The sequence below is a fragment of the Arthrobacter sp. C9C5 genome (assembly GCF_013359735.1).
GTDB lineage: Bacteria > Actinomycetota > Actinomycetes > Actinomycetales > Micrococcaceae > Arthrobacter.
The window spans coordinates 76,314-96,239 of the sequence record NZ_JABFMX010000011.1; the positions used below are offsets into that span (position 1 = coordinate 76,314).

Below are 19,926 nucleotides of genomic sequence, written 5' to 3' on the forward strand. Positions count from 1 at the left end.
CCGTCCGCCTAGAAGTAGCGTAACCCTATCCCCCGACAAGTAGACAGATCATAACGGGAAGCCGGGACGCTTGGAAAGGAAGACCGGCACGTGGGACGGGCGCGTGTCACTGCGGCTCCCGCCGTCGGGGCAGGGCGACGGCGGCTACTGGGCCTTCGCGGGGTGGAACTTTTGTTGGGCAGACTGGAGTCCGTCACGGACCAGGGCCTCCACCGCGTCGGCTGCCGCGTCGATCAGGAACGGCAGTTCCTTCTTCTCCGGCGCGGCGAAGTCCCGCAGCACGAAATCGGCGGTGTCCATCCGGCCCGGCGGCCGGCCCACGCCCACGCGGACCCGCAGGTAGTCCTTCGTGGCCAGCGCCTTGGAGATATCGCGGAGGCCGTTGTGGCCGCCCTCACCGCCGCCGATCTTGAGCTTGACGGTGTTGAAAGGAATGTCGATCTCGTCGTGGACGGCAATGACGCGGGCGGGCTCGATGTCGTAGAACTTCGCCAGCGCGGAGACCGGTCCGCCGGAGACATTCATGTAGCTCAGGGGCTTGGCCAGCACCACGCGGGGACCGCCGATACCGAGCCGGCCCTCGAGGACCTGGGCGCGGGCTTTGTGCGACTTGAAGCCGCCGCCGACCCGGTGTGCGAGTTCGTCGAGCACCATCTGACCCACGTTATGCCGGTTGTGGGCGTATTCGGCACCCGGGTTGCCGAGGCCTACGATCAGCCAGCTGTCAGTCATGGATCCATCCTTCTTGGGGCGTCGGGCCAGGTGCGGCGGGGGCGGAGACGACGGCGGCCGGGCCCCGTTGGGACCCGGCCACCTGAGAATGCGCCGGAATTACTCGGCGGCAGCCTCGGAGGACTCTGCGGCTTCCGCGCCTTCGGCAGCCGGAGCAGCCTCTTCCGCGGTCTCTTCTTCCTCGACGATTTCGACGGCTTCGGAGATGTTGACGACCAGGGCGTCGGCGTCGGCCAGCAGGAGGGTGCCCTTCGGCAGCACGACGTCGGACGCGTGGATGTGCTCGCCGGCGGCGCGGCCTTCGATGCTGACCTCGACGGCGGTCGGCAGGTGGGTTGCCTCGGCCTCGAGCGAGATGGTGGTCATCTCGAGGTTGTGGACGTTGCCCGGGGCAACCTCGCCGGTGACGTGAACGGGGACGTCAACGGTGACCTTCTCGCCCTTGCGGACGGTCAGCAGGTCGAGGTGCTCGATGATCTGCTTGATCGGGTTGCGCTGGATGTCCTTGACCAGGGCCAGGTGCTCTTCGCCATTGATGTCCAGGGACAGCAGGGCGTTGGCGGTGCGGACGGCCAGGGTGGTGGCCTTGGCCGGCAGGGTGATGTGGATCGGCTCGGCGCCGTGGCCGTAGATGACGGCCGGGATCTGGTTGGCCATGCGGGCGCGGCGGGCAAAGCCCTTGCCGAATTCGGTGCGTACTTCTGCTGCGAGCTTCTGCTCAGACATGGATATCTCCTCTGGGACGAACGGTGTTCAGCAAGGGCGGAGGTCTGTCAGCGACCTTCAACGCCGGGCGGCCGGGCCGCCCTTCAGAAGGGAGATTCAGACCCAGTCGATAACGGAGACCAGCAGTACAGCTAACCATGCACATTATCCGTGCAAGCGGTTTACCGGTGCTCTCCCTCGCCAAGGTATCGGAACGAGTTTAGCAGTGCCGGGCCCCGTTTAGCGAAAAGGGGGCCCGGCACCGGGTGCCGGCTGCCCGGACGGGCACGCGGCGGGGTGTTGCTGGCTTCGCCGCTAGGCGTTGCCGTCGAAGAGGCTCGTGACGGAGCCGTCGTCGAAGACTTCGCGGATAGCCCGGGCGATCAGCGGAGCGATGGACAGCACGGTGAGCTGCGGGAAGTGCTTGCTCGGGGAGATCGGCAGCGTGTTGGTGACCACGACTTCACGGGCGCCGGATTCGGCGAGGCGCTGCGATGCCGGGTCGGAGAACACGGCGTGGGTCGCGGCGATGATGACATCCTTGGCGCCGGCGTTCTTGAGCACCTGGACGGCGCCGGAGATGGTTCCGCCGGTGTCGATCATGTCGTCGATCAGCACGCAGGTGCGGCCCTCGATCTGGCCCACGACGGTCTTGGAGACCGCCTGGTTGGGCACGGTCAGGTCACGGCTCTTGTGCACGAATGCCAACGGCGCGCCGCCGAGGCGTTCGGCCCACTGCTCGGCCACGCGGACACGGCCGGTGTCCGGTGACACGACGGTGATCTTGTCAGAGCCGACGCGGGTGCGGATGTAGTCCGCGAGCAGCGGGATCGCCATCAGGTGGTCCACGGGACCGTCGAAGAAGCCCTGGATCTGCGAGGTGTGCAGGTCCACGCTCATGATGCGGTCGGCGCCGGCGGTCTTGTACAGGTCCGCGACCAGGCGGGCGGAGATCGGCTCGCGGCCGCGGCCCTTCTTGTCCTGGCGGGCGTACGGGTAGAACGGCGAGACCACGGTGATGCGCTTGGCGGAGGCCCGCTTGAGCGAATCGATCATGATCAGCTGCTCCATGAGCCAGTTGTTCAGCGGTGCCGGGTGCGCCTGGATGACGAAGGCGTCGGTGCCGCGGACGCTTTCGCCGGCCCGGACGTAGATCTCGCCGTTGGCGAAGTCGTAGGCGTCCAGGGGCAACAGTTCGGTGCCCAGCTCCTTGGCGATCTCGCGCGCCAGCTCCGGGTGTGCCCGCCCGGCGGCGAGCACCAGCTTCTTCTCCCCGTGTGCCGTAATTTCGCTCATGTTTGCTAGCCCTCTTCTGTCGATGCCGGAGTACTGGAAGATGATGAGGTGGCGCCGGCGGCCTCGGCCAGCGCGGCGGAGATGGAGCCCGGGCGGTGCGAGATGACCCAGCCTTCGGAGTTCCGCTGCTTGGCGAGGGACAAGGCCAGGGCACCGGCGGGCACGTCGCTGCGGATCACGGCGCCCGCGCCGCTGTACGCGCCGTCGCCCACCTGGACCGGAGCCACGAACACGGTGTTGGAACCGGTGCGGACACCGGAGCCGATCACCGTGCGGTGCTTCTTCTCGCCGTCGTAGTTCGCCGTGATGTTGCCGCAGCCGATGTTGGTGTCCTCGCCGATCTCCGCGTCGCCGGCGTAGCCGAGGTGGGAGAGCTTCGAGCCACGGCCGATGGTGACGTTCTTGGTCTCGTAGAACGCGCCGATCTTGCCGGTCTCGCCCAGGACAGTGCCGGGGCGCAGGTAGGTGAAGGGGCCGACGCTGGAGTTGGCGCCGATGGTGGAGCCGGACCCGTGGGTGCGGACCACCTTGGCGCCTTCACCGATCCGGACGTCGGTCAGCGTGGTGTCCGGGCCGACGACGGCGTCGCGCGCCACGGTGGTGGCGCCGTGCAGCTGGGTGTTGGGCAGCAGGCGGACATCCTCGTCGAGGGTCACGGTGGCGTCGATCCAGGTGGTGGCCGGGTCGACAACGGTGACGCCGGCGCGCATCCAGGCCTGGACGATGCGTCGGTTGTGTTCGGCGCCGAGGGCGGAGAGCTGAACGCGGTCGTTCGCGCCTTCAACCTGCCAGCGGTCTTCGGTCACAACGGCGGCGACCCGTCCCCCGGCGGCGCGGGCCAGGGAGAGGACGTCGGTGAGGTACTTCTCGCCCTGCGAGTTGTCCGTGGTGACGTGGACCAGGGCGTCCCGCAGCACGCCGGCGTCGAAAGCGTAGATGCCGGAGTTGATCTCGCGGATTTCGCGTTCGGCGTCGCTGGCGTCCTTGTGTTCCCGGATGCCGGTCACGGTGCCGTCCACGCCGCGGAGGATGCGGCCGTAGCCGGTGGCATCGTCCAGGATGGCGGTCAGGACGGTGACGGCGTTGCCGTCCGCCTCGTGCACGGCGACCAGTTCGGAAAGCAGTTCGCCGGTGAGCAGGGGGACGTCGCCGTAGGTGACAACGACGGTTCCGCTCAGCCGGGCCTCGGGGTGGAGCGCGTCGAGGGCCTCGAGGGCGGCTTCGACGGCACGGCCGGTGCCGGGGACGTCGTCCTGGTCGACGATCAGGGCGTCCGGGTCGATCTCGGCGATATGCGCGGCGACCTGGTCGCGTTCGTGGCGGACCACGAGGGCCAGCTCGCGCGGCCGGATGGCACGGGCGGCGTTGAGGGCGTGGCCGACGAGGGAGCGTCCGCCAATCTCGTGGAGGATCTTCGGGGTACGGGATTTCATCCGGGTACCGGCACCTGCAGCTAGGACAATGACGGCGGCGGGGCCGGTGTTCTCGGGGCTCACGTACGGGCTCTCCTTGCTCAGTGGCCTGACTCAGTGCCGCTGCTCGGTCGATCTCGGTTGACCCGGGGCGACAGCCAGGTGGTCCACCTTGTTGCCGGCTCCGCGCGGCCGTGCCGGACCGCATTCCGGTCGCGGCATGCTCTTCATCCTACTGGACTTCCGCCGGCCCCCGCCCGCCCGGACCGGTCCCTCCGGCTGCGAGCTCCCGCGACAGTTCCGCCCATAGGACTCGAACCTATACTCCACGGCTCCAAAGGCCGGGGTGCTGCCATTACACCAGAGCGGACCATGCCACGGCAGCGAGCCGGTGGCACAAGAGACAATTCTGCCACGAAGGATGTTGCTCGTGCGACTCAGCGCCCGGGGACGGGGTCCGCCGTGAGGCATGATGGTGCTGTGAGCAACAGCGCAGGGGTGTCCGGAGGGGCGGACCACCGCACCGGCAGGCCGGTGCGGGCTCCCGGTTACATCCCCCGGTCGCGAATGACCGGGCCCCAGCGCCGCACCCAGCTGATCGGCATCGGCAGGGGACTTTTCGCCCTCCGCGGCCTGGACGGCACCACCCTCGACGAGATTGCCGCCGCTGCCGGCGTTTCCAAGCCGGTGATTTACGAACACTTCGGCTCCAAGGAAGGCCTCTACACCCAGGTGGTGGAGTACGAGTTCCGGATCCTGCTCAGCTCCATCAACGAGGCGCTCTCCGAGGAGGCCAAGCCGCGCGTCCTGGTGGAGCGGGCCGCCCTGGCCCTGCTGGGCTACATCGAGGACCGTACCGACGGCTTCCGCATCCTGATGCGTGACGCCCCGCCGTCGCAGCCCGAAGGGGCGTTCTCCACCCTGCTCTCGCAGGTGGCGGCACGGGTCGAGTACATCCTGGCCGACGAGTTCGCCCGCCGCGGCTTCAGCGCAGCCGACGGCGCCATGTACGCCCAGATGCTGGTCGGCATGGTCGCGATGACCGGGCAGTGGTGGCAGGACAGCCGGACCCCGGACAAACGCGAAGTAGCCGCGCACCTGGTCAACCTCGCCTGGAACGGCCTCACCGGCCTGAGCAAGGAACCCGAACTCCGCAGCGACGACTGAGCTACCCCGCCCAGTGGCTGGTTACCCAGTGGTCACCTACGCGGCGCAGTGGCCCTTCGCCCGGCGGTCATTCGGTGAGTCCGCGACACGGCAGCCGGGAGTGCGCAGAACGAGAGAATCAGCGATCCTCCGCGTGCTCACCTGAGGGACATGCCCATCCCTGCTCGCGGGCAATGGACATATCACCAATATGCCCATCGCCGAGCCTGGCTGAGGGACATGTCCACACGTCCGGCAGGGCCGGAGCGGGCATGTCCATTCCTCACCCCGCACGCGGGACATGTCCGGCGCCGCCGGTAGGGCTACTCGCCGAGGACCTCGAGGGCTTCGAGCCATTCGAGTTCGAGGGCTTCGCGTTCGGCGGCGAGTTCCTGGAGCTTCGCGTTGAGGGCCGCCAGCTCGTCGAACTTGGAGGCGTCGCCGGCTCCGGCGGTCATCTGGGCGTGGATCTTGTCTTCCTGCTGTGTGAGCTTGCCCAGCTGGCGGTCGATCCGGTTCTTGGCCTTGCGGGCGTCCCGCTTCTCGGCCTCGGACGGCCCGGCTGCGGCGGGGGTCGAGGCGCCGCCGGAGGCCGTGACGGGATTGCCGCCGCCGGTGATGGTGGAGCCGGCCAGCGCCGCTTCGCGCAGTTCGAGGTACTGGTCCACGCCGCGCGGCAGGGCGCGGATCTTGCCGTCACCGAGCAGGGCCATCTGATGGTCCGTGACGCGTTCCAGCAGGTAGCGGTCGTGGCTGACGACCACGAGCGTGCCCGGCCAGCCGTCCAGCACGTCCTCGACGGCGGCCAGGGTGTCGGTGTCGAGGTCGTTGGTGGGCTCATCGAGCATCAGCACGTTCGGCTCCCCCACTAGCAGGCGCAGGAGCTGGAGGCGGCGGCGTTCGCCACCGGAGAGGTCCTTGACCGGGGTCCACTGCTTCTCGTTGGTGAAGCCGAGCTGCTCCACGAGCTGGCCGGCGGTGAACTCCTTGCCGCCGACGTTAAAGGAGCGCTTCTCGCGCTCGATCACTTCGATGACGCGCAGGTCCTTGACATCGTCGAGCTCTTTGACCTCCTGGGTCAGGACCGCGGTGACCACGGTCTTGCCGCGCTTGACCTTCCCGGAGGTGGGCTGGATTTCGCCGTTGAGGAGCTTCAGCAGGGTGGTCTTGCCGGCGCCGTTGACGCCCACCAGGCCCAGCCGTTCACCCGGGGCGAGCCGCAGCGTGATGTTGTCGAAGAGCTTCTGCCCGGGCTCACCGCCGAGGAAGTCGAGCGAGACGTGCTCGAGGTCCAGCACGTCCTTGCCGAGCCGGGCCGTGGCCATCTTGCTCAGGGCCGTCGAGTCGCGCGGTTCCGGGACATCCGCGATCAGGGCGTTGGCTGCCTCGATCCGGAACTTCGGCTTGGCCGTCCGGGCCGGGGCACCGCGCCGGAGCCAGGCAAGTTCCTTCTTGACGAGCTGCTGGCGCTTGCTTTCCATCACGGAAGCGGAACGGTCACGCTCGGCGCGGGCCAGCACATAGGCGGCGTAGCCGCCGTCGAAGGGGTCCATGATGCCGTCGTGGATTTCCCAGGTCTTGGTACAGACCTCATCGAGGAACCAGCGGTCGTGGGTGACCACGAGGAAGGCTCCCTGGTTGGGCCGCCAGCGGGTCTTCAGGTGCCGTGACAGCCACGCGACGCCCTCGACGTCGAGGTGGTTGGTGGGCTCGTCGAGCATGATGACGTCGTGGTCCTCGATCAGAAGCTTGGCCAGCGCCACACGGCGCTTCTGCCCGCCGGAGAGCGCGTGCACGTTGGCGTGCCAGTCGACGTCGGACACGAGGCCGCCCATGATTTCGCGGATCTGCGGGTTGCGGGCCCATTCGTAATCGGCCTGATCCCCGACGATCGCGGCGCCGACGGTGAGGTCGCCGTCGAGCACGTCGCTCTGGTCCAGGTAGCCGATGTTGACCTCGCTGCGCTTGGTCACCCGGCCGGAGTCCGGGGTGGCACGCATGGCCAGCAGCCGCATCAACGTCGACTTGCCGTCGCCGTTGCGGCCCACCATGCCGATCCGGTCGCCCTCTTCAAGGCCGAGGGTGATGCCATCGAGGACGGTACGGGTTGCGTACGAGACCGTGAGGTTCTCGCCGCCGAGCAGGTGTGCCACTGGGAACTGCTTTCCTAGATGAAATGGTCGAGCTAAAGACGCTGCTTAGCTGACGTAGCTCTGACGTATATACAGTCAAAGCTACTAAAGGAGCGTATCGGAAATGATCCGGGCGCCGTGCACCGGGCCGTGGACCGCCAGGGCGTCGAGGCCGTGGTGGCGCAGGTCTTCGGCGAGTCCCTCGGCCGCGGCCGGGCTGTGCGCCAGCAGCGCCACGGTGGGTCCCGAACCGGAGACAATCCCGGCGATCGCACCGCAGGATTCGCCCAGTCCGAGTACGTCGCGCAGCCCGGGTGCCAGCTCGATCGAGGCGCGCTGCAGATCGTTGACCAGGACCCGGCTGAGCGCGTCGGCGTCGCCGCTGCGGAGCGCGGCGAGGACGCGGGGATCGACGGCGGTGGGCTCCTCGACCTCCACCCCCTCGTCCGCGCGCAGCCGGTCGAGGGTCTTGTAGACCCCGGGGGTGGGCAGGCCGAAGTCCGCGGTGACGAGCACCCAGTCCGTCTGCGCCTTGACCAGCGCCGGGGAGAGCTCGTCGCCCAGGCCCAGCCCGACGGCGGTCCCTCCCAGCAGGGAGAACGGCACGTCGGCGCCGAGTTCGGCAGCGAGGTGGGCCAGTTCGTCCCGGGAGAGCCCGCTGTTCCACAGCGCGTCGCAGGCCAGCAGGGTGGCCGCGGCGTCGGCCGAGCCGCCGCCCATCCCCCCGGCGACCGGAACCCGCTTGGTGATTTCGAGGTGGACGCCGGTGGAGTGCTCCGAGACATCGGCCATGATGGCCGCGGCCTTGTACGCCAGGTTCCGCTCGTCGAGCGGGATGTCCACGCCGTCCAGGTCCAGGGTGCTGGCCGGGCTGATGCTGACCGTGATCTCGCCGGTGTCCGTGCTGGTGGCGGCGACTTCTTCATACAGGGACACGGCCAGGTACACGCTTGCCACCGAGTGGTAGCCGTCCGCGCGCAGCGGTCCGACATCCAGTGAGACGTTCACCTTGCCGGGTGCCTTGACCCGGACAGTCCTGGCGGCAAAGCGCCCTCTCACTGCGTTCATGGCTCCACGCTATGGCATGGCAGGCTGAGGCTCCAAGCAGAACCGTCAGCCGCGGCGGTCAGGAGCCGGGCTGGGCGTGCGCTTCGGCGATGCGGGCGAATGCGGTGATATCGAGCACTTCGCCCCGCGCGGTGGGGTCGACGCCGGCGGCCCGGAGGCAGCGTTCGGCTTCGGCGGCGCTTCCGGCCCAGCCCGCCAGTGCGGCCCGGAGGGTCTTGCGCCGCTGGGCGAAGGCCGCATCGATGACGGCGAAGACCTCTTCCCGGGTGACGGAGGTTGCCGGCGGTTCCCGTCGGGTGAAGGCGACGAGCCCGGAATGGATCTTGGGCGCCGGCCAGAAGACGTTCATTCCAATCACACCGGCCTTGCGCATGCCGCTGTACCAGGCCGCCTTGACCGAGGGGACCCCGTAGGTCTTGGAACCCGGGCCGGCGGCGAGCCGGTCGGCCACCTCGTCCTGGACCATGACCAGGCCGTGCCGCAGGCTCGGGAAATGCTGCAGCAGGTGCAGCACGACGGGGACGGCCACGTTGTAGGGAAGATTGGCCACCAGCGCCGTGGGCTGAACCGGCAGCGCGGTGACCTTCATCGCGTCGGCGAGGACCAGGTGGAAGTTCTCGACGGCGTCGGGGCGCCAGCGGGCCACGGTGTCGGGGAGTTTGGCGGCGAGGACCGGGTCGATTTCGACGGCGACGACCGAGGTGGCGGCGTCCAGCAGGCCCAAGGTCAGCGAACCGAGTCCCGGACCGACTTCCAGCACGGTCTCGTCCGCGCTGATGTCCGCCGCGGCGACGATGCGCCGGATGGTGTTGCCGTCGATGACGAAGTTCTGGCCCAGGGTCTTGGTGGGACGGACCCCGATTTCCTCGGCCAGCCTGCGGATGTCGGAGGCGCCGAGGAGCTGTGCAGGGGCACCGGAGGGCGCCGCGGAGGGCTCGACGGGGGCGGAGGGGGTCGGTTCAGTCACCTAGGTATCCTATCCCGCGGCGGCAACGCCGAAGGCCGGTCCCGGGGATCCGGGACCGGCCTTCGAAGGTGCGCCGCGGCGGTGGTCAGCCGATGCGGCAACCGTGGTTACCTGACCGGCCACGCGGGCCGGAAATGGGGTGTCAGCTGGAGGCCGCCCAGCCGCAGCCCCAAGGGGACAGACCGCGCTCCGCGTAGACACGGTTGGCAATGGCAATCTGCTGGGCCTTGCTGGCCTGGCTGGCGTTGGGGGCATAGGCGCCGCCGCCGGCGCCCAGCCAGGTCTGGACGTCGAACTGGAGCCCGCCGTAGTAACCGTTGCCGGAGTTGATGGACCAGTTGCCGCCGGACTCGCACTGCGCGATCTTGTCCCACATTCCCACGTTCATCATCGCCGGAGCCGCGGCGCCGGTGTTTGCGGCGGCCGGGGCGGCAGCCTCCACCTTGGGCTTCTCCTTGGTGCCGATGCTGACCTTTTCGGTGACCGGCTCGCGCGTGACCTTCTGGGCCACGAGCGTCCGGGAGGCGACACGGCCGTCCACGAGGACCAGCTTGAAGCTCTTGCTGATGCTGCCGGCCACACCGGCCTGGATGACCTTCTGCTCGCCCTTCGGCAGCGCCCCGTCCTCGGCGGTCAGCGTCTCGAAGGGTACGGCCTCGGTGGTGGCCGCGGTCTTGGACGTGTCAACGCGGGAGACCTTGACCACCATGTTGTTGACGACCGGCGCGTTGCCGGGCTGCGAGGTGCGGTCGCTGGCGCCGAGCCTGATGCCGGCGTCGGCCAGGACGCTGCCGACGGTCGCCGCCGTCGTGGTGGTCTTGGTGGCCTTGCCGTCGGCCACGAGCGTCACGGCCTTCGGCGTCGAGATACTGACGAAGGAACCGGAGACGGCCAGCTGCGCGTCCTTCGGAACGGAAATCTTCGAGGCGGAGGCGACGCCGAGTTCCGTCACGAGCCCTTCGACGGTGGGCGCGGTGGTGGTGATGGTCCGCTCCGCGCCGTCCACGCTGACCTTCACGGCCTTGGCGAGGTTGACGTTGATGACGGATCCGTCCTGCACATGGGATTCAGCCGAAGGCGACACCTTGTCGGCGGCCTGCAGCTCGACCTTGGCGCCGCGGACCACCTGGCCGACGGTGCCGCCGAAGGTCTGCACGGAGCTCACTCGTCCGTCGACGTTGAGGGTGACCGTCTTGTTGTTGCCAACGAAGGCGACCAGGCCGAGCACGAGTGCCACGAGCACCACCAGTTGTGCGCCGACCTTGACGAAGCTGAACTTGCCGTCCGATGTGAAGAACTTGACCACGATTGCCCATATCTTTTGGACCATCCGGGCACGGGGAAAAGCGCACACGTTTCCCCGGCGCAAACACCCCCAAGGGCAGTTCCGGAACAGCTCCGGATATTTGCGGAAAACGCGGGCACTGCCACACTTCCAAACGAGAGCGCACACGTGGATTCTTTGCCACAATGCGCGCCCTGAGGTAGTGAAATTATCCGAAGGCCTTCCCCGACCCCGGCTAATAGTTGTCCACTGTAACCGTAGCGTTATAAACCAACCAAGATTTTGTGCATACCCGGTATGTTGCCAGAGTGACGGCGAGTGATGTTTTTAGTCCCAGGATCCGTATGCCTGCAGGGTATTTTCGGCCAGCTGGGTGCACAGCGCGGAGAGCTCCCGACCTGTCAATTCCGCCATCGCCCGAACCGTGTAAGGAATCATGTAGCTGGCGTTCGGCCTCCCCCGGTGCGGGTGCGGAGTGAGGAACGGGGCGTCGGTCTCGACAAGGATGCGTCCGGGCTCGGCGATGGCCAGGGCCGCGCGCAGGTTCGCCGCGTTCTTGAAGGTCACCGTCCCGGCGAATGACATGTACCAGCCCTCGGCGTTGCAGGTCCGGGCGAGCTCCTCGCCGCCGGAGAAGCAGTGGAAAACCACCCGTTCCGGAGCGCCCTCCTCGCGAAGCACCTGCACGACGTCGTCGTGGGCGTCGCGGTCGTGGATCTGCAGCGTCAGGCCAAGCCGCTTGGCGATATCGATGTGGCGGCGGAAGGAGTACCGCTGCTGGGCCAGCCCCTCCCCCTCGGTGCGGAAGAAATCCAGGCCGGTCTCGCCAATGGCACGGATCCGCGGGTGGGAAGCCAGCGCCTCGATCTCCGCCAACGCCTCCTCCAGTTCGCCGCGGGCCGCGTAGGCCGGGGCGTCGTTGGGGTGCAGGGCGACGGCGCCCAGCAGCCGGGAATCCTCCTCCACCGCCCGCACGGTGAAACGGGATGACTCAAGGTCGCAGCCCACCTGCACGGCGCCCCGGACCCCCACGGCCTCGGCGGCGTCGAGGGCGTCCTTGATGCTCACTGCCGGGCCCCCGTTGGAAAAATCGGCATCCGGGAAGTCCAGGTGGGTGTGGTTGTCCATCACCGGGACGGGCAGCGGTTCCGGCGCCGGCGGATACGGCTTCCGGCCGGACGGGACAGTTTCGGACGGACCGGCGCCGCTTCCGTCGCTGCCGGTCTCGCGGAAGGGGGCGGGGGTGAGCGGATTGCACATCCTTCCAGCCTAGCCGCGGGCCGGGCGGAGAATTACCCGGAACTCTCTGTCTGCTTTGTCAGTTGTGTTAGTACGCTGATACCAAGACAGGCGTGCAGCAGTGGGGGCCCGGCCTTCCCGCCGCTCCGCCCGGACCGCACCAGGGCTGAAAGGCTGCCGATGGACTACCACCGACGCACCTCCGTTGACGAAGCGCTGCCGGAGCCGCAGGGCCTCCCTGCGCGAGCCGGGGCGACAGAGGCCGGTGTCACAGGAGCCGGGGTGACAGAAGCCGCCGCGGCCGGACCCGGGACCCGGAAACAGCCCGGGGCCGCGCTGCCAGCGCCGATGGAGGCGGCGGCTTTCCACTCCGCCAGCGAGCGCATCCTGCGGGCCATCAACACGGTGATCGACGGCAAGGCCGAAGCAGCCAAGCTGGCGCTGACGGTGCTCCTCGCCCAGGGACACTTGCTCCTCGAGGACGTTCCGGGCGTGGGCAAGACGCTGCTGGCCAAGACCCTGGCCCGGACCATCGACTGTTCCGTCAGCCGGATCCAGTTCACCCCGGATCTGCTGCCGTCCGATGTTACGGGCGTGTCCATCTACAACCAGGCCTCCCGGATGTTCGAGTTCCGCCCCGGCGCGGTGTTCGCCAACATCGTGATCGGCGACGAGATCAACCGCGCCTCCGCCAAGACCCAGTCCGCACTGTTGGAGTGCATGGAGGAGCACCAGGTCACGGTGGACGGCAAATCCTACAAACTGGACGAACCCTTCATGGTGGTGGCGACGCAGAACCCGATCGAGATGGAAGGCACCTATCCGCTGCCCGAAGCGCAGCGCGACCGCTTCATGGCCCGGATCTCGATGGGTTATCCGGACCGCGACTCCGAGATGGAGATGCTGGAGACCCACCAGGCCACGTCCCCGCTGACCAGGGTGACGGCCGTGGTCACCGCGGACGAGGTGGCGTCCATGATCGCCACCGTCCAGCAGGTCTACGTATCCCGCCCGATCAAGGAATACACGGTGGCCCTGGGCCGCGCCACGAGGGAGAGCGCCATGCTCCGGCTTGGCGCGAGCCCCCGGTCCATGCTGCAGCTGCTGCGTGCGGCGAAGGCCACCGCCGCTCTGGAGGGCCGCGACTTCGTGCTGCCCGACGACGTCGTGAGCGTGGCGGAATCGGTGCTGGCCCACCGGATCATCCTGGACCGCAAGGCCGCCAGCACCGGTGAGACGCCGCAGAGCGTCATCCGGTCCATCCTCGCGAGGGTGCCGGTCGGGCAGGAAACGGCGCCGGCGCAGGCCCGGGCCGGCAGCGACGGCGGCCGTTCCGCCGCGCGGCCGTCGACCCTCCCCACCGGCCGCTAGGGGGCTGACGCGGCCGTGGCGTTGCTGGACCGGTTCCCCAGGCACATCTTCAGCTCGCGCGGCTGGGGCCTGTTGGGAGCGGGCGTCCTGTCCCTGCTGGCCGCTCAACTACTGGGCCGCCGCGACCTGCTGGCGCTGGCGCTCCTGTTGCTGGCCCTGCCGCTGCTGTCCCTCGCCGGCACGCGCGTGCTGAAGCCGCGGTTCCGGGTCTACCGCGAGTTCAACCCATCCCCGGTGGAGACCTCCGCAACGACCACCGTCAAGCTGGCGGTGGCCCGCACCGGTCCGGGCAGCGGCCTGGCCCTGATGGAGGAGCAGTTGCCGTCCCGCTTCGGCCAGTCCCCGGTGTTCCGCTTCCCGGCGCGGACCGCCGTCGCGGGGACCAGCCGCTACGAATACCAGCTTCGGAGCGCGAAACGTGGCCAGTTCCTGATCGGGCCGGTCACGGCCGAATTCAGCGACCCCTTCGGGCTCTCCGTGCACCGGCACGCGATCGACGCCGGCGACGTCCTCACGGTGACCCCCGCCGCCGTCGAGCTCCCCGCGACCGGGCTCGCGGGCGCACGCGGCCACGACGGCGTCACCGCGACGCGGATCCGCGCCAACCCCAGCGACGACGACGTCATGACCCGCGAGTACCGGCACGGCGATCCGATGCGCCGCGTGCACTGGGCGGCAACCGCCCGGCACGGCTCCCTCATGGTGCGGCAGGAGGAATCCGTCACGACTCCGGAAGCGACGATCATCCTGGACCAGCGCTTCCAGGCCTACGCGCAGGGCGCCGGCTATGTTTCAGGCGGCGCGGCTGCGGACGGGCATGAACTGGTCACCAGCGACGCGTTCGAATGGGCCGTCACGGCCGCGATGTCCATCAGCGCCCACCTCGGCGAGCGCAACTACGCGCTGCGCTGCCTGGATCCGGCCGGGGATCCGGCCTTCCTGAATTCGCCCTCGGCGCCGGAGCCGGAGACCGACGAGTACGCCGGGGCCGGCGGCCTGCAGTCCATCGCGGAGAGCCTGGCCGCCATCGCGCTCAGCGGTCCGCGCCACGCCGCCGCCGACGCCGGGCCGCAGCCCTTCGACGACCGGTTGATGGACAAGCTCTCCGCGCACCGGTTGCGGGGGCCGATCCTCGCGATCCTGGGCCGTCTCTCGCCGGCGGAGGCGCGCGCGCTGGCCCCGGCGGCGGGGTTCGGCGCGAATGCCTTCGCCCTCCTGGTCACCGACCGCGCGGCTGACACCGGGCCGGTCCTGGAGATCCTGCGCCGCAGCGGCTGGCGCGCCGTCGCCGTCTCCGCGGCCACCCCGCTGCCGGCCGCCTGGTCCGCCTTCGACCAGGACGGCGCCGCCGGGCTTCCGCCGGCCGCAGGATCAGCGGCGGCCGACGGAGCGCGGCCCGTCGCGGGAGGCCGGCGATGACCCTGACCCCACAGCGCAGCAAGGCACCGGGACCGTCCGCGCCCGAGCCCGGACGGCCCTCCGTCCCGGTGTCCGGCGCGGCCGCCGGGCCGAAGGGTGCCGGCGTCGAGCCCTGGGCAATGGGGCTCGCCGTCGCGGTGGCCGTCGCCGGCGCGGCGCTGGGGCTCAACGGCGTGCTGCGCGGCTGGGCCTGGTACCCGGCAGCGCTCACCACGGTTTTCGCCGTCGCGCTGGCGATGGCGGGGCTCCGGGCCCTACGGCTGCGCGGCGTCCTGGTCGGCGCGGGAGGCTTCGTGGCGCTGGCCCTGGTCCTCACCTTCACCTTCTTCCGCCAGCACAGCATCGCCGGCTTCATCCCGTCCGGAGACACCATGGCCCAGCTGCTGAGGTACCTGCGGCGGGCCAGCGAGACCGTGCTCGCCGAGAGTTCACCGGTGGCGCCCAACGCCGGCATCGTCCTGCTGGTCTGCGGGGTGCTCGGCCTGGTGGTGATCCTGGTCGATGCCCTCGCCGTCCCGCTCGCGCTGCCGGCGACCAGCGGACTCGGGATCCTGGCCATCTTGGTGGTTCCGGCCATGGTGAAACCGCAGAGCGTCGGCTGGCTGGGCTTCACCGGCGCCGCAGCGGGCTACCTCATGATCCTGGCCAGCAGCCACTGGTTCCACCCCAACTCCCGGACCCGGGCGGACACGGCGCGCAATCCCGGCCAGCTCAAACGCGCTTCCCTGACCGGGGCGATGGCGCTGGTCCTGACGCTGCTGTTCCAGCTGGCCATCCCGGGCTTCGACCAGGGCATCTTTCCGCAGGGATCCCGGCTGAATCCCTGGGGATCGGCGAGCGGATTGAACCCCATGATCAGCCTCGGCAACAGCCTCCGCAGCCCCACCGGCGACGGACGGATTACCTACGCCACCAACGCCTCCCAGGCGCCGTACCTGCGCTCCGTCACCGTGGACAGCTTCGACGGCGATGCGTGGGCTCCGGACGACCGTGACGCCAGCCGGCAACCGGGCACCGGAAGGATGGACCCGGGCCCCTCTCCCAGCGTGGAAGAACAGGTCCGGGTGGTCACGGCCGTCAACACGGGCCAGTTCACGAGCCCGTACCTGCCCGCCCCCTACGCGCCCGAGTCGGTGAACGGCCTGACCGGCCGGTGGAGCTGGGATCCGGCCACGCTGAGCATCAAGGGCGTGGACACCAACTCCCGCGACCAGCAATACGTTGTGGCGTCGGTGGCGCCGAAGCTCACCCGGGCCGTGCTGGCTGAATCCCCGGACAGGACGCAGGCAGTGCCGGACACCTTCACCCGGGTCCCCGCCAGCGTCCCCCAGATCGTGCGGCAGACCGCGGACACGGTCACGGCGGGAAGCCGCAGCAACTACGCCAAGGCCATGGCGATCCAGCAGTACCTGCGTTCCGCGCAGTTCAGCTACTCGCTCCAGTCCCCCGTCCAGGGCGGCTACGACGGCAACGGGCTGTCCGTGCTGGCGGACTTCCTGGCCCAGAAGAGCGGCTACTGCATCCACTTCTCCTCGGCGATGGCCGTGATGGCGCGGCTGGAGGGGATCCCGAGCCGGGTCGCCGTCGGCTACGCTCCCGGACGCGCCACCGGGTCCACCGTGACGATCCCGGGCCTGGGGGCGCTGCCCGAGTATGAGGTGGACGCCCGTGACGCGCATGCCTGGCCCGAACTTTACTTCCAGGGCGTGGGCTGGGTGGCCTTCGAGCCGACCCCCTCGCGCGGCGTGGTGCCGGGCTACGCCACCGAGCCGGCGGCGCGCAGCGGCGCCAGCACCAACGAGAACAACGACGGCCTGATCCCCGAGGATGATCTCAAACCCACGGCGGCCCCTGCCCCCGCCCCGTTGCCGTTGCCGGCGGCCGCGGGTGGGGACGGGTCCGGCAGCAGCCTGGTCCCGCTGCTGTACGGCGGCGGGCTGTTGCTGGTGCTCCTGCTGCTGGCGGCCCCGGCGCTGGCGCGCGGCGGCCTTCGGCGGCGGCGGCTCAAGGCCTCCGGCTTGTCGGGGGCAGCTGCCCCGGCCTGGGCGGAGCTGCGGGACCTGGCCACGGACTTCGGGATCCCGCCGCACAGCAGCGAAACGCCGCGGCATTTTTCCGCCCGGCTGCGCGGTTCGGCGGCGCTCGGCGAGCCGGGCGGCGTGGACGCCCCGGCCCACGCTGCCGTGGCCTCCCTGAGCGGCGACTTTGAACGCCAGCGGTACGGCCGCCCCGGCACGGACTCCCCGGCGGGGAACTCCCTGCCGGACTCCCTGCGGGGCTCCCCCGCGGACAGGGTCGAACTGGTCCGGGACGCGTTCCGCGCCCACGCTTCGTGGTGGACCCGTTGGCGCGCCACCTGGCTGCCGCCGTCGCTCACGGCCCGCTGGCGGCGCCGGGCATGGACACCGCTGCGGGCCGTTTCGGTCCCGGCCAGGGAAGCCGGACGCGGCGCCGCGGAGTCCTGGTCCAGGGTCCGCGACGCCGTCCGCAGGCTCCGCCGAAGCTAGCCGGCGTAGGGGTCGGCGATGCCGATGTACTGGGTGTAGAGGTATTCCTCGATGCCTTCGAGGCCACCCTCGCGGCCCAGGCCGGACTGCTTGACTCCGCCGAACGGTGCGGCCGCGTTGGACACGACACCGGCGTTCAGGCCCAGCATGCCGGTTTCTAGGCGTTCGCCCATCCGGATGCCCCGGTTGAGGTCCTTAGTGAAGACGTACGCCACCAAGCCGTATTCGGTGTTGTTCGCGAGCCGGACGGCCTCGTCCTCGGTGTCGAAGGTGATGATCGGGGCGACGGGTCCAAAGATTTCCTCGGACAGGATCCGGGTGCCCTCGGTGACGCCCTTGAGGATGGTGGGCTGGTAGAAGTAGCCGGGGCCCTCGACGGCGGAGCCGCCCAGGACGGCGACGGCGCCCGCGGACAGCGCGTCAGTCACCAGCTCGTGGACCTTGTCGCGGCTCTTGGCATCGATCAGCGGGCCGACCTTGGAGTCCGCCTCGGTGCCGCGGGCCGTGGTCATGCCCTTCATCTTCGCGGCGAATTTCTCCGCGAACTCGTCGGCCACGGACTCGTGCACGATGAAGCGGTTCGCCGCGGTGCAGGCCTCGCCCATGTTCCGCAGCTTCGCCAGCATGGCGCCGGCCACCGCGGCGTCGACGTCGGCGTCCTCGAACACCACGAACGGCGCGTTGCCGCCGAGTTCCATCGAGGTCCGCAGCACCGTCTCGGAGGCGTCCGCGAGCAGCCGGCGGCCGACCTCGGTGGAGCCGGTGAAGGAGAGCTTGCGGAGGCGGGAATCCTTGATCAGCGGGCCGGTCGTGGCGCCTGCGGTGGAGGTCGGGATCACGTTCAGCACGCCCGCGGGCAGGCCGGCTTCCAGCATGACGGCGGCAAAGAGCTGCGAGGTCAGCGGCGTCAGGTTCGCGGACTTGAGCACCATGGTGCAGCCGGCGGCGACGGCCGGGGCGATCTTGCGGGTGGCCATGGCCAGCGGGAAGTTCCAAGGCGTGATCAGCAGGCAGGGGCCCACCGGCTTCTTGGTCACCAGGAGCCGGGACTTGCCGTCCGGGGAGACCGAGTAGCGGCCAAACGCGCGGACGGCTTCCTCGGAGAACCAGCGCAGGAACTCGGCGCCGTAAGTGACTTCGCCGCGTGCTTCGGCCAGCGGCTTGCCCATCTCCAGGGTCATCAGCAGCGCGAAGTCCTCGGCCCGTTCGGTGACGAGCTCGAAGGCGCGGCGCAGGATCTCACCGCGCTCCCGCGGCGGGACCTTGGCCCAGGACTCCTGCGCGGCGGCGGCGGCGTCCAGGGCGGCGGCACCGTCCTCGGGACCGGCGTCGGCCAGGCTCAGCAGCACCTTGCCGGTGGCGGGATCCTCGACGTCGAACGTCTTGCCGGACGCGGCCGGACGCCACTGTCCGTCAATCAGCAGGCCTGTCGGCACGGACGCCAGCAGTGCGGCCTCGCGCTCCGCGGTAACGGTGGGCTGGGCAGTTACAGTCACAATGACTCCCTCGTCAGCAATGGGTTCGGAAAATTTTCTGATCAGCCCCGCGCCGGCTTGCGCCGCAGGGCTGGACTACTGCCACGGTACTGCCGGGCTCTCCGGGGTGTCTACGCATGTGCGCACTAGACCAGGCCGGATCTGCTGTGCAGCTGCACAAGGGCGGCGCACGCCCGCTGCCCGCGGCCGCAGCCCCGCGTCAGCGCGCGGCGAGGACGGCGGAATAAAGTTCGCGTTTGCTGACCCTGGCGTCATCGGCCACCGCGGCGACGGCCTCCTTCAGCCGGATGCCCTGGGCGATCAGCGCGTTCACGGCCGCGACCTGGTCCTCCGGCCTGCCCGGCTCCCGCTCGGGCGCACCGCCCACGACGACGGCGATCTCGCCCCGGACCTCGTTGGTTTCGGCCCATTGGAGCAGTTCGCGCAAGGTCCCGCGGATGACCTCTTCGTAGGTCTTGGTAAGTTCCCGGCAGACGGCCGCGCGGCGGTCGGCGCCGAAACGTTCGTGCAGTGCCCGGAGCATCGGCTCCAGCCGGTGCGGCGCCTCGAAGAACACCATGGTGCGCCGCTCGGCGTCGAGGTCCGCGAGCCGCGAGGTCCGCTCCCCGGCTTTCCGCGGCAGGAAGCCCTCGAAACAAAAGCGGTCCGTCGGCAGCCCGGACAGGGCGAGCGCGGTCAACACGGCGGACGGGCCCGGAACGGCGGTGACGGTGAGCCCGGCGGCGACGGCGCCTTCGACCAGGCGGAAGCCGGGGTCCGAGACCGAGGGCATGCCGGCGTCGGTCACCATGACCAGCGTCTTCCCGGAGCGGACCTGGTCCAGGAGTTCGCCGGTCTTCGCTGCCTCGTTGTGCTCGTGGTAGCTGATCACCCGGCCCGCCACAGTGATGCCGAGGCTTTGCACCAGCCGGTGCAGCCGCCGGGTGTCCTCGGCGGCGACGATGTCCGCCGTTTCGAGCAATCCGATCAGCCGGGCGGAGGCGTCGCCGACGTTGCCGATCGGAGTGGCGGCAAGCACGATCCGGCCCGGTCCGGCGGCCGTCCCCGCTGCTGGAACGGCGTCGGCGGAGCCGGGGGCCGGGGAATTGCCTTGGGAGGTGCTTTGTTCGGGATCCACCCCACCAGCCTACTGCCGGCGGGCGCGCGGGACC

Annotated in this window: 15 protein-coding genes and 1 tRNA gene; 4 read left to right on the forward strand and 12 right to left on the reverse strand. The window is 69.6% G+C overall.

The window, feature by feature from the left end; translation table 11 throughout:
• Positions 1–144 precede the first annotated feature (144 nt).
• The 5 genes from pth to HNO80_RS10390 form a co-directional block, all read right to left on the reverse strand.
• Positions 145–732: an aminoacyl-tRNA hydrolase gene (gene pth / locus HNO80_RS10370; RefSeq protein WP_175322779.1), complete on the reverse strand. Its 588-nt coding sequence runs from the start codon at positions 730–732 to the stop codon at positions 145–147.
• Between the two features lie 99 nt (positions 733–831).
• The gene (locus HNO80_RS10375; RefSeq protein WP_175322780.1) at positions 832–1,458 is read right to left on the reverse strand and encodes a 50S ribosomal protein L25/general stress protein Ctc; all 627 of its coding nucleotides are present in this window, start codon (positions 1,456–1,458) and stop codon (positions 832–834) included.
• Between the two features lie 294 nt (positions 1,459–1,752).
• Complete coding sequence (locus tag HNO80_RS10380; protein WP_175322781.1) at positions 1,753–2,733, reverse strand: ribose-phosphate diphosphokinase; 981 nt, start codon at positions 2,731–2,733, stop codon at positions 1,753–1,755.
• 5 nt (positions 2,734–2,738) lie between these two features.
• Positions 2,739–4,229, reverse strand: coding sequence for a bifunctional UDP-N-acetylglucosamine diphosphorylase/glucosamine-1-phosphate N-acetyltransferase GlmU (gene glmU, locus HNO80_RS10385; RefSeq protein ID WP_175322782.1), 1,491 nt, complete (start codon positions 4,227–4,229; stop codon positions 2,739–2,741).
• A 214-nt stretch (positions 4,230–4,443) separates the two neighbouring features.
• A tRNA-Gln gene (locus HNO80_RS10390) sits at positions 4,444–4,515 on the reverse strand.
• Positions 4,516–4,712: 197 nt separating this feature from the next.
• Here HNO80_RS10390 and HNO80_RS10395 point away from each other — a divergent pair.
• The gene (locus tag HNO80_RS10395) at positions 4,713–5,312 is read left to right on the forward strand and encodes a TetR/AcrR family transcriptional regulator (RefSeq protein ID WP_175322840.1); all 600 of its coding nucleotides are present in this window, start codon (positions 4,713–4,715) and stop codon (positions 5,310–5,312) included.
• Between the two features lie 302 nt (positions 5,313–5,614).
• Here the strand turns inward: HNO80_RS10395 and HNO80_RS10400 are convergent, their stop codons facing one another.
• From HNO80_RS10400 to HNO80_RS10420, 5 genes are all read right to left on the reverse strand, one after another.
• Positions 5,615–7,444 carry an ABC-F family ATP-binding cassette domain-containing protein gene (locus HNO80_RS10400; protein ID WP_175322783.1) on the reverse strand — a complete coding sequence of 610 codons (1,830 nt, stop codon included), beginning with the start codon at positions 7,442–7,444 and terminating at the stop codon, positions 5,615–5,617.
• 84 nt (positions 7,445–7,528) lie between these two features.
• Positions 7,529–8,491 carry a 4-(cytidine 5'-diphospho)-2-C-methyl-D-erythritol kinase gene (locus tag HNO80_RS10405; protein ID WP_175322784.1) on the reverse strand — a complete coding sequence of 321 codons (963 nt, stop codon included), beginning with the start codon at positions 8,489–8,491 and terminating at the stop codon, positions 7,529–7,531.
• Between the two features lie 58 nt (positions 8,492–8,549).
• On the reverse strand, positions 8,550–9,458 hold the full coding sequence (gene rsmA / locus HNO80_RS10410; RefSeq protein WP_175322785.1) for a 16S rRNA (adenine(1518)-N(6)/adenine(1519)-N(6))-dimethyltransferase RsmA: 909 nt from the start codon (positions 9,456–9,458) through the stop codon (positions 8,550–8,552).
• A 142-nt stretch (positions 9,459–9,600) separates the two neighbouring features.
• On the reverse strand, positions 9,601–10,788 hold the full coding sequence (locus tag HNO80_RS10415; RefSeq protein ID WP_217500786.1) for a resuscitation-promoting factor: 1,188 nt from the start codon (positions 10,786–10,788) through the stop codon (positions 9,601–9,603).
• Positions 10,789–11,070: 282 nt separating this feature from the next.
• Positions 11,071–12,003 carry a TatD family hydrolase gene (locus HNO80_RS10420; RefSeq protein ID WP_175322786.1) on the reverse strand — a complete coding sequence of 311 codons (933 nt, stop codon included), beginning with the start codon at positions 12,001–12,003 and terminating at the stop codon, positions 11,071–11,073.
• Between the two features lie 159 nt (positions 12,004–12,162).
• Between HNO80_RS10420 and HNO80_RS10425 the strand changes: the two genes are divergently transcribed.
• Genes HNO80_RS10425 through HNO80_RS10435 form a run of 3 tightly spaced genes read left to right on the forward strand, consistent with a single transcriptional unit; the run spans position 12,163 to position 17,279 of the window.
• Positions 12,163–13,353, forward strand: a complete 1,191-nt coding sequence (locus HNO80_RS10425) for an AAA family ATPase (RefSeq protein ID WP_175322787.1) — start codon at positions 12,163–12,165, stop codon at positions 13,351–13,353.
• A 15-nt stretch (positions 13,354–13,368) separates the two neighbouring features.
• A complete protein-coding gene (locus HNO80_RS10430) occupies positions 13,369–14,772 on the forward strand; it encodes a DUF58 domain-containing protein (protein WP_175322788.1) in 1,404 nt (467 codons plus the stop codon).
• Positions 14,769–17,279, forward strand: a complete 2,511-nt coding sequence (locus HNO80_RS10435) for a transglutaminase TgpA family protein (protein WP_175322789.1) — start codon at positions 14,769–14,771, stop codon at positions 17,277–17,279. The genes HNO80_RS10430 and HNO80_RS10435 overlap by 4 nt, the downstream gene beginning before the upstream one ends.
• On the opposite strand, the gene HNO80_RS10440 is transcribed toward HNO80_RS10435, so the two are convergent.
• Both HNO80_RS10440 and rsmI read right to left on the reverse strand, forming a co-directional pair.
• Complete coding sequence (locus HNO80_RS10440; protein WP_175322790.1) at positions 17,276–18,775, reverse strand: NAD-dependent succinate-semialdehyde dehydrogenase; 1,500 nt, start codon at positions 18,773–18,775, stop codon at positions 17,276–17,278. The genes HNO80_RS10435 and HNO80_RS10440 overlap by 4 nt on opposite strands.
• Positions 18,776–18,974: 199 nt before the next feature.
• The gene (gene rsmI / locus HNO80_RS10445) at positions 18,975–19,892 is read right to left on the reverse strand and encodes a 16S rRNA (cytidine(1402)-2'-O)-methyltransferase (RefSeq protein ID WP_502707838.1); all 918 of its coding nucleotides are present in this window, start codon (positions 19,890–19,892) and stop codon (positions 18,975–18,977) included.
• Positions 19,893–19,926 lie beyond the last annotated feature (34 nt).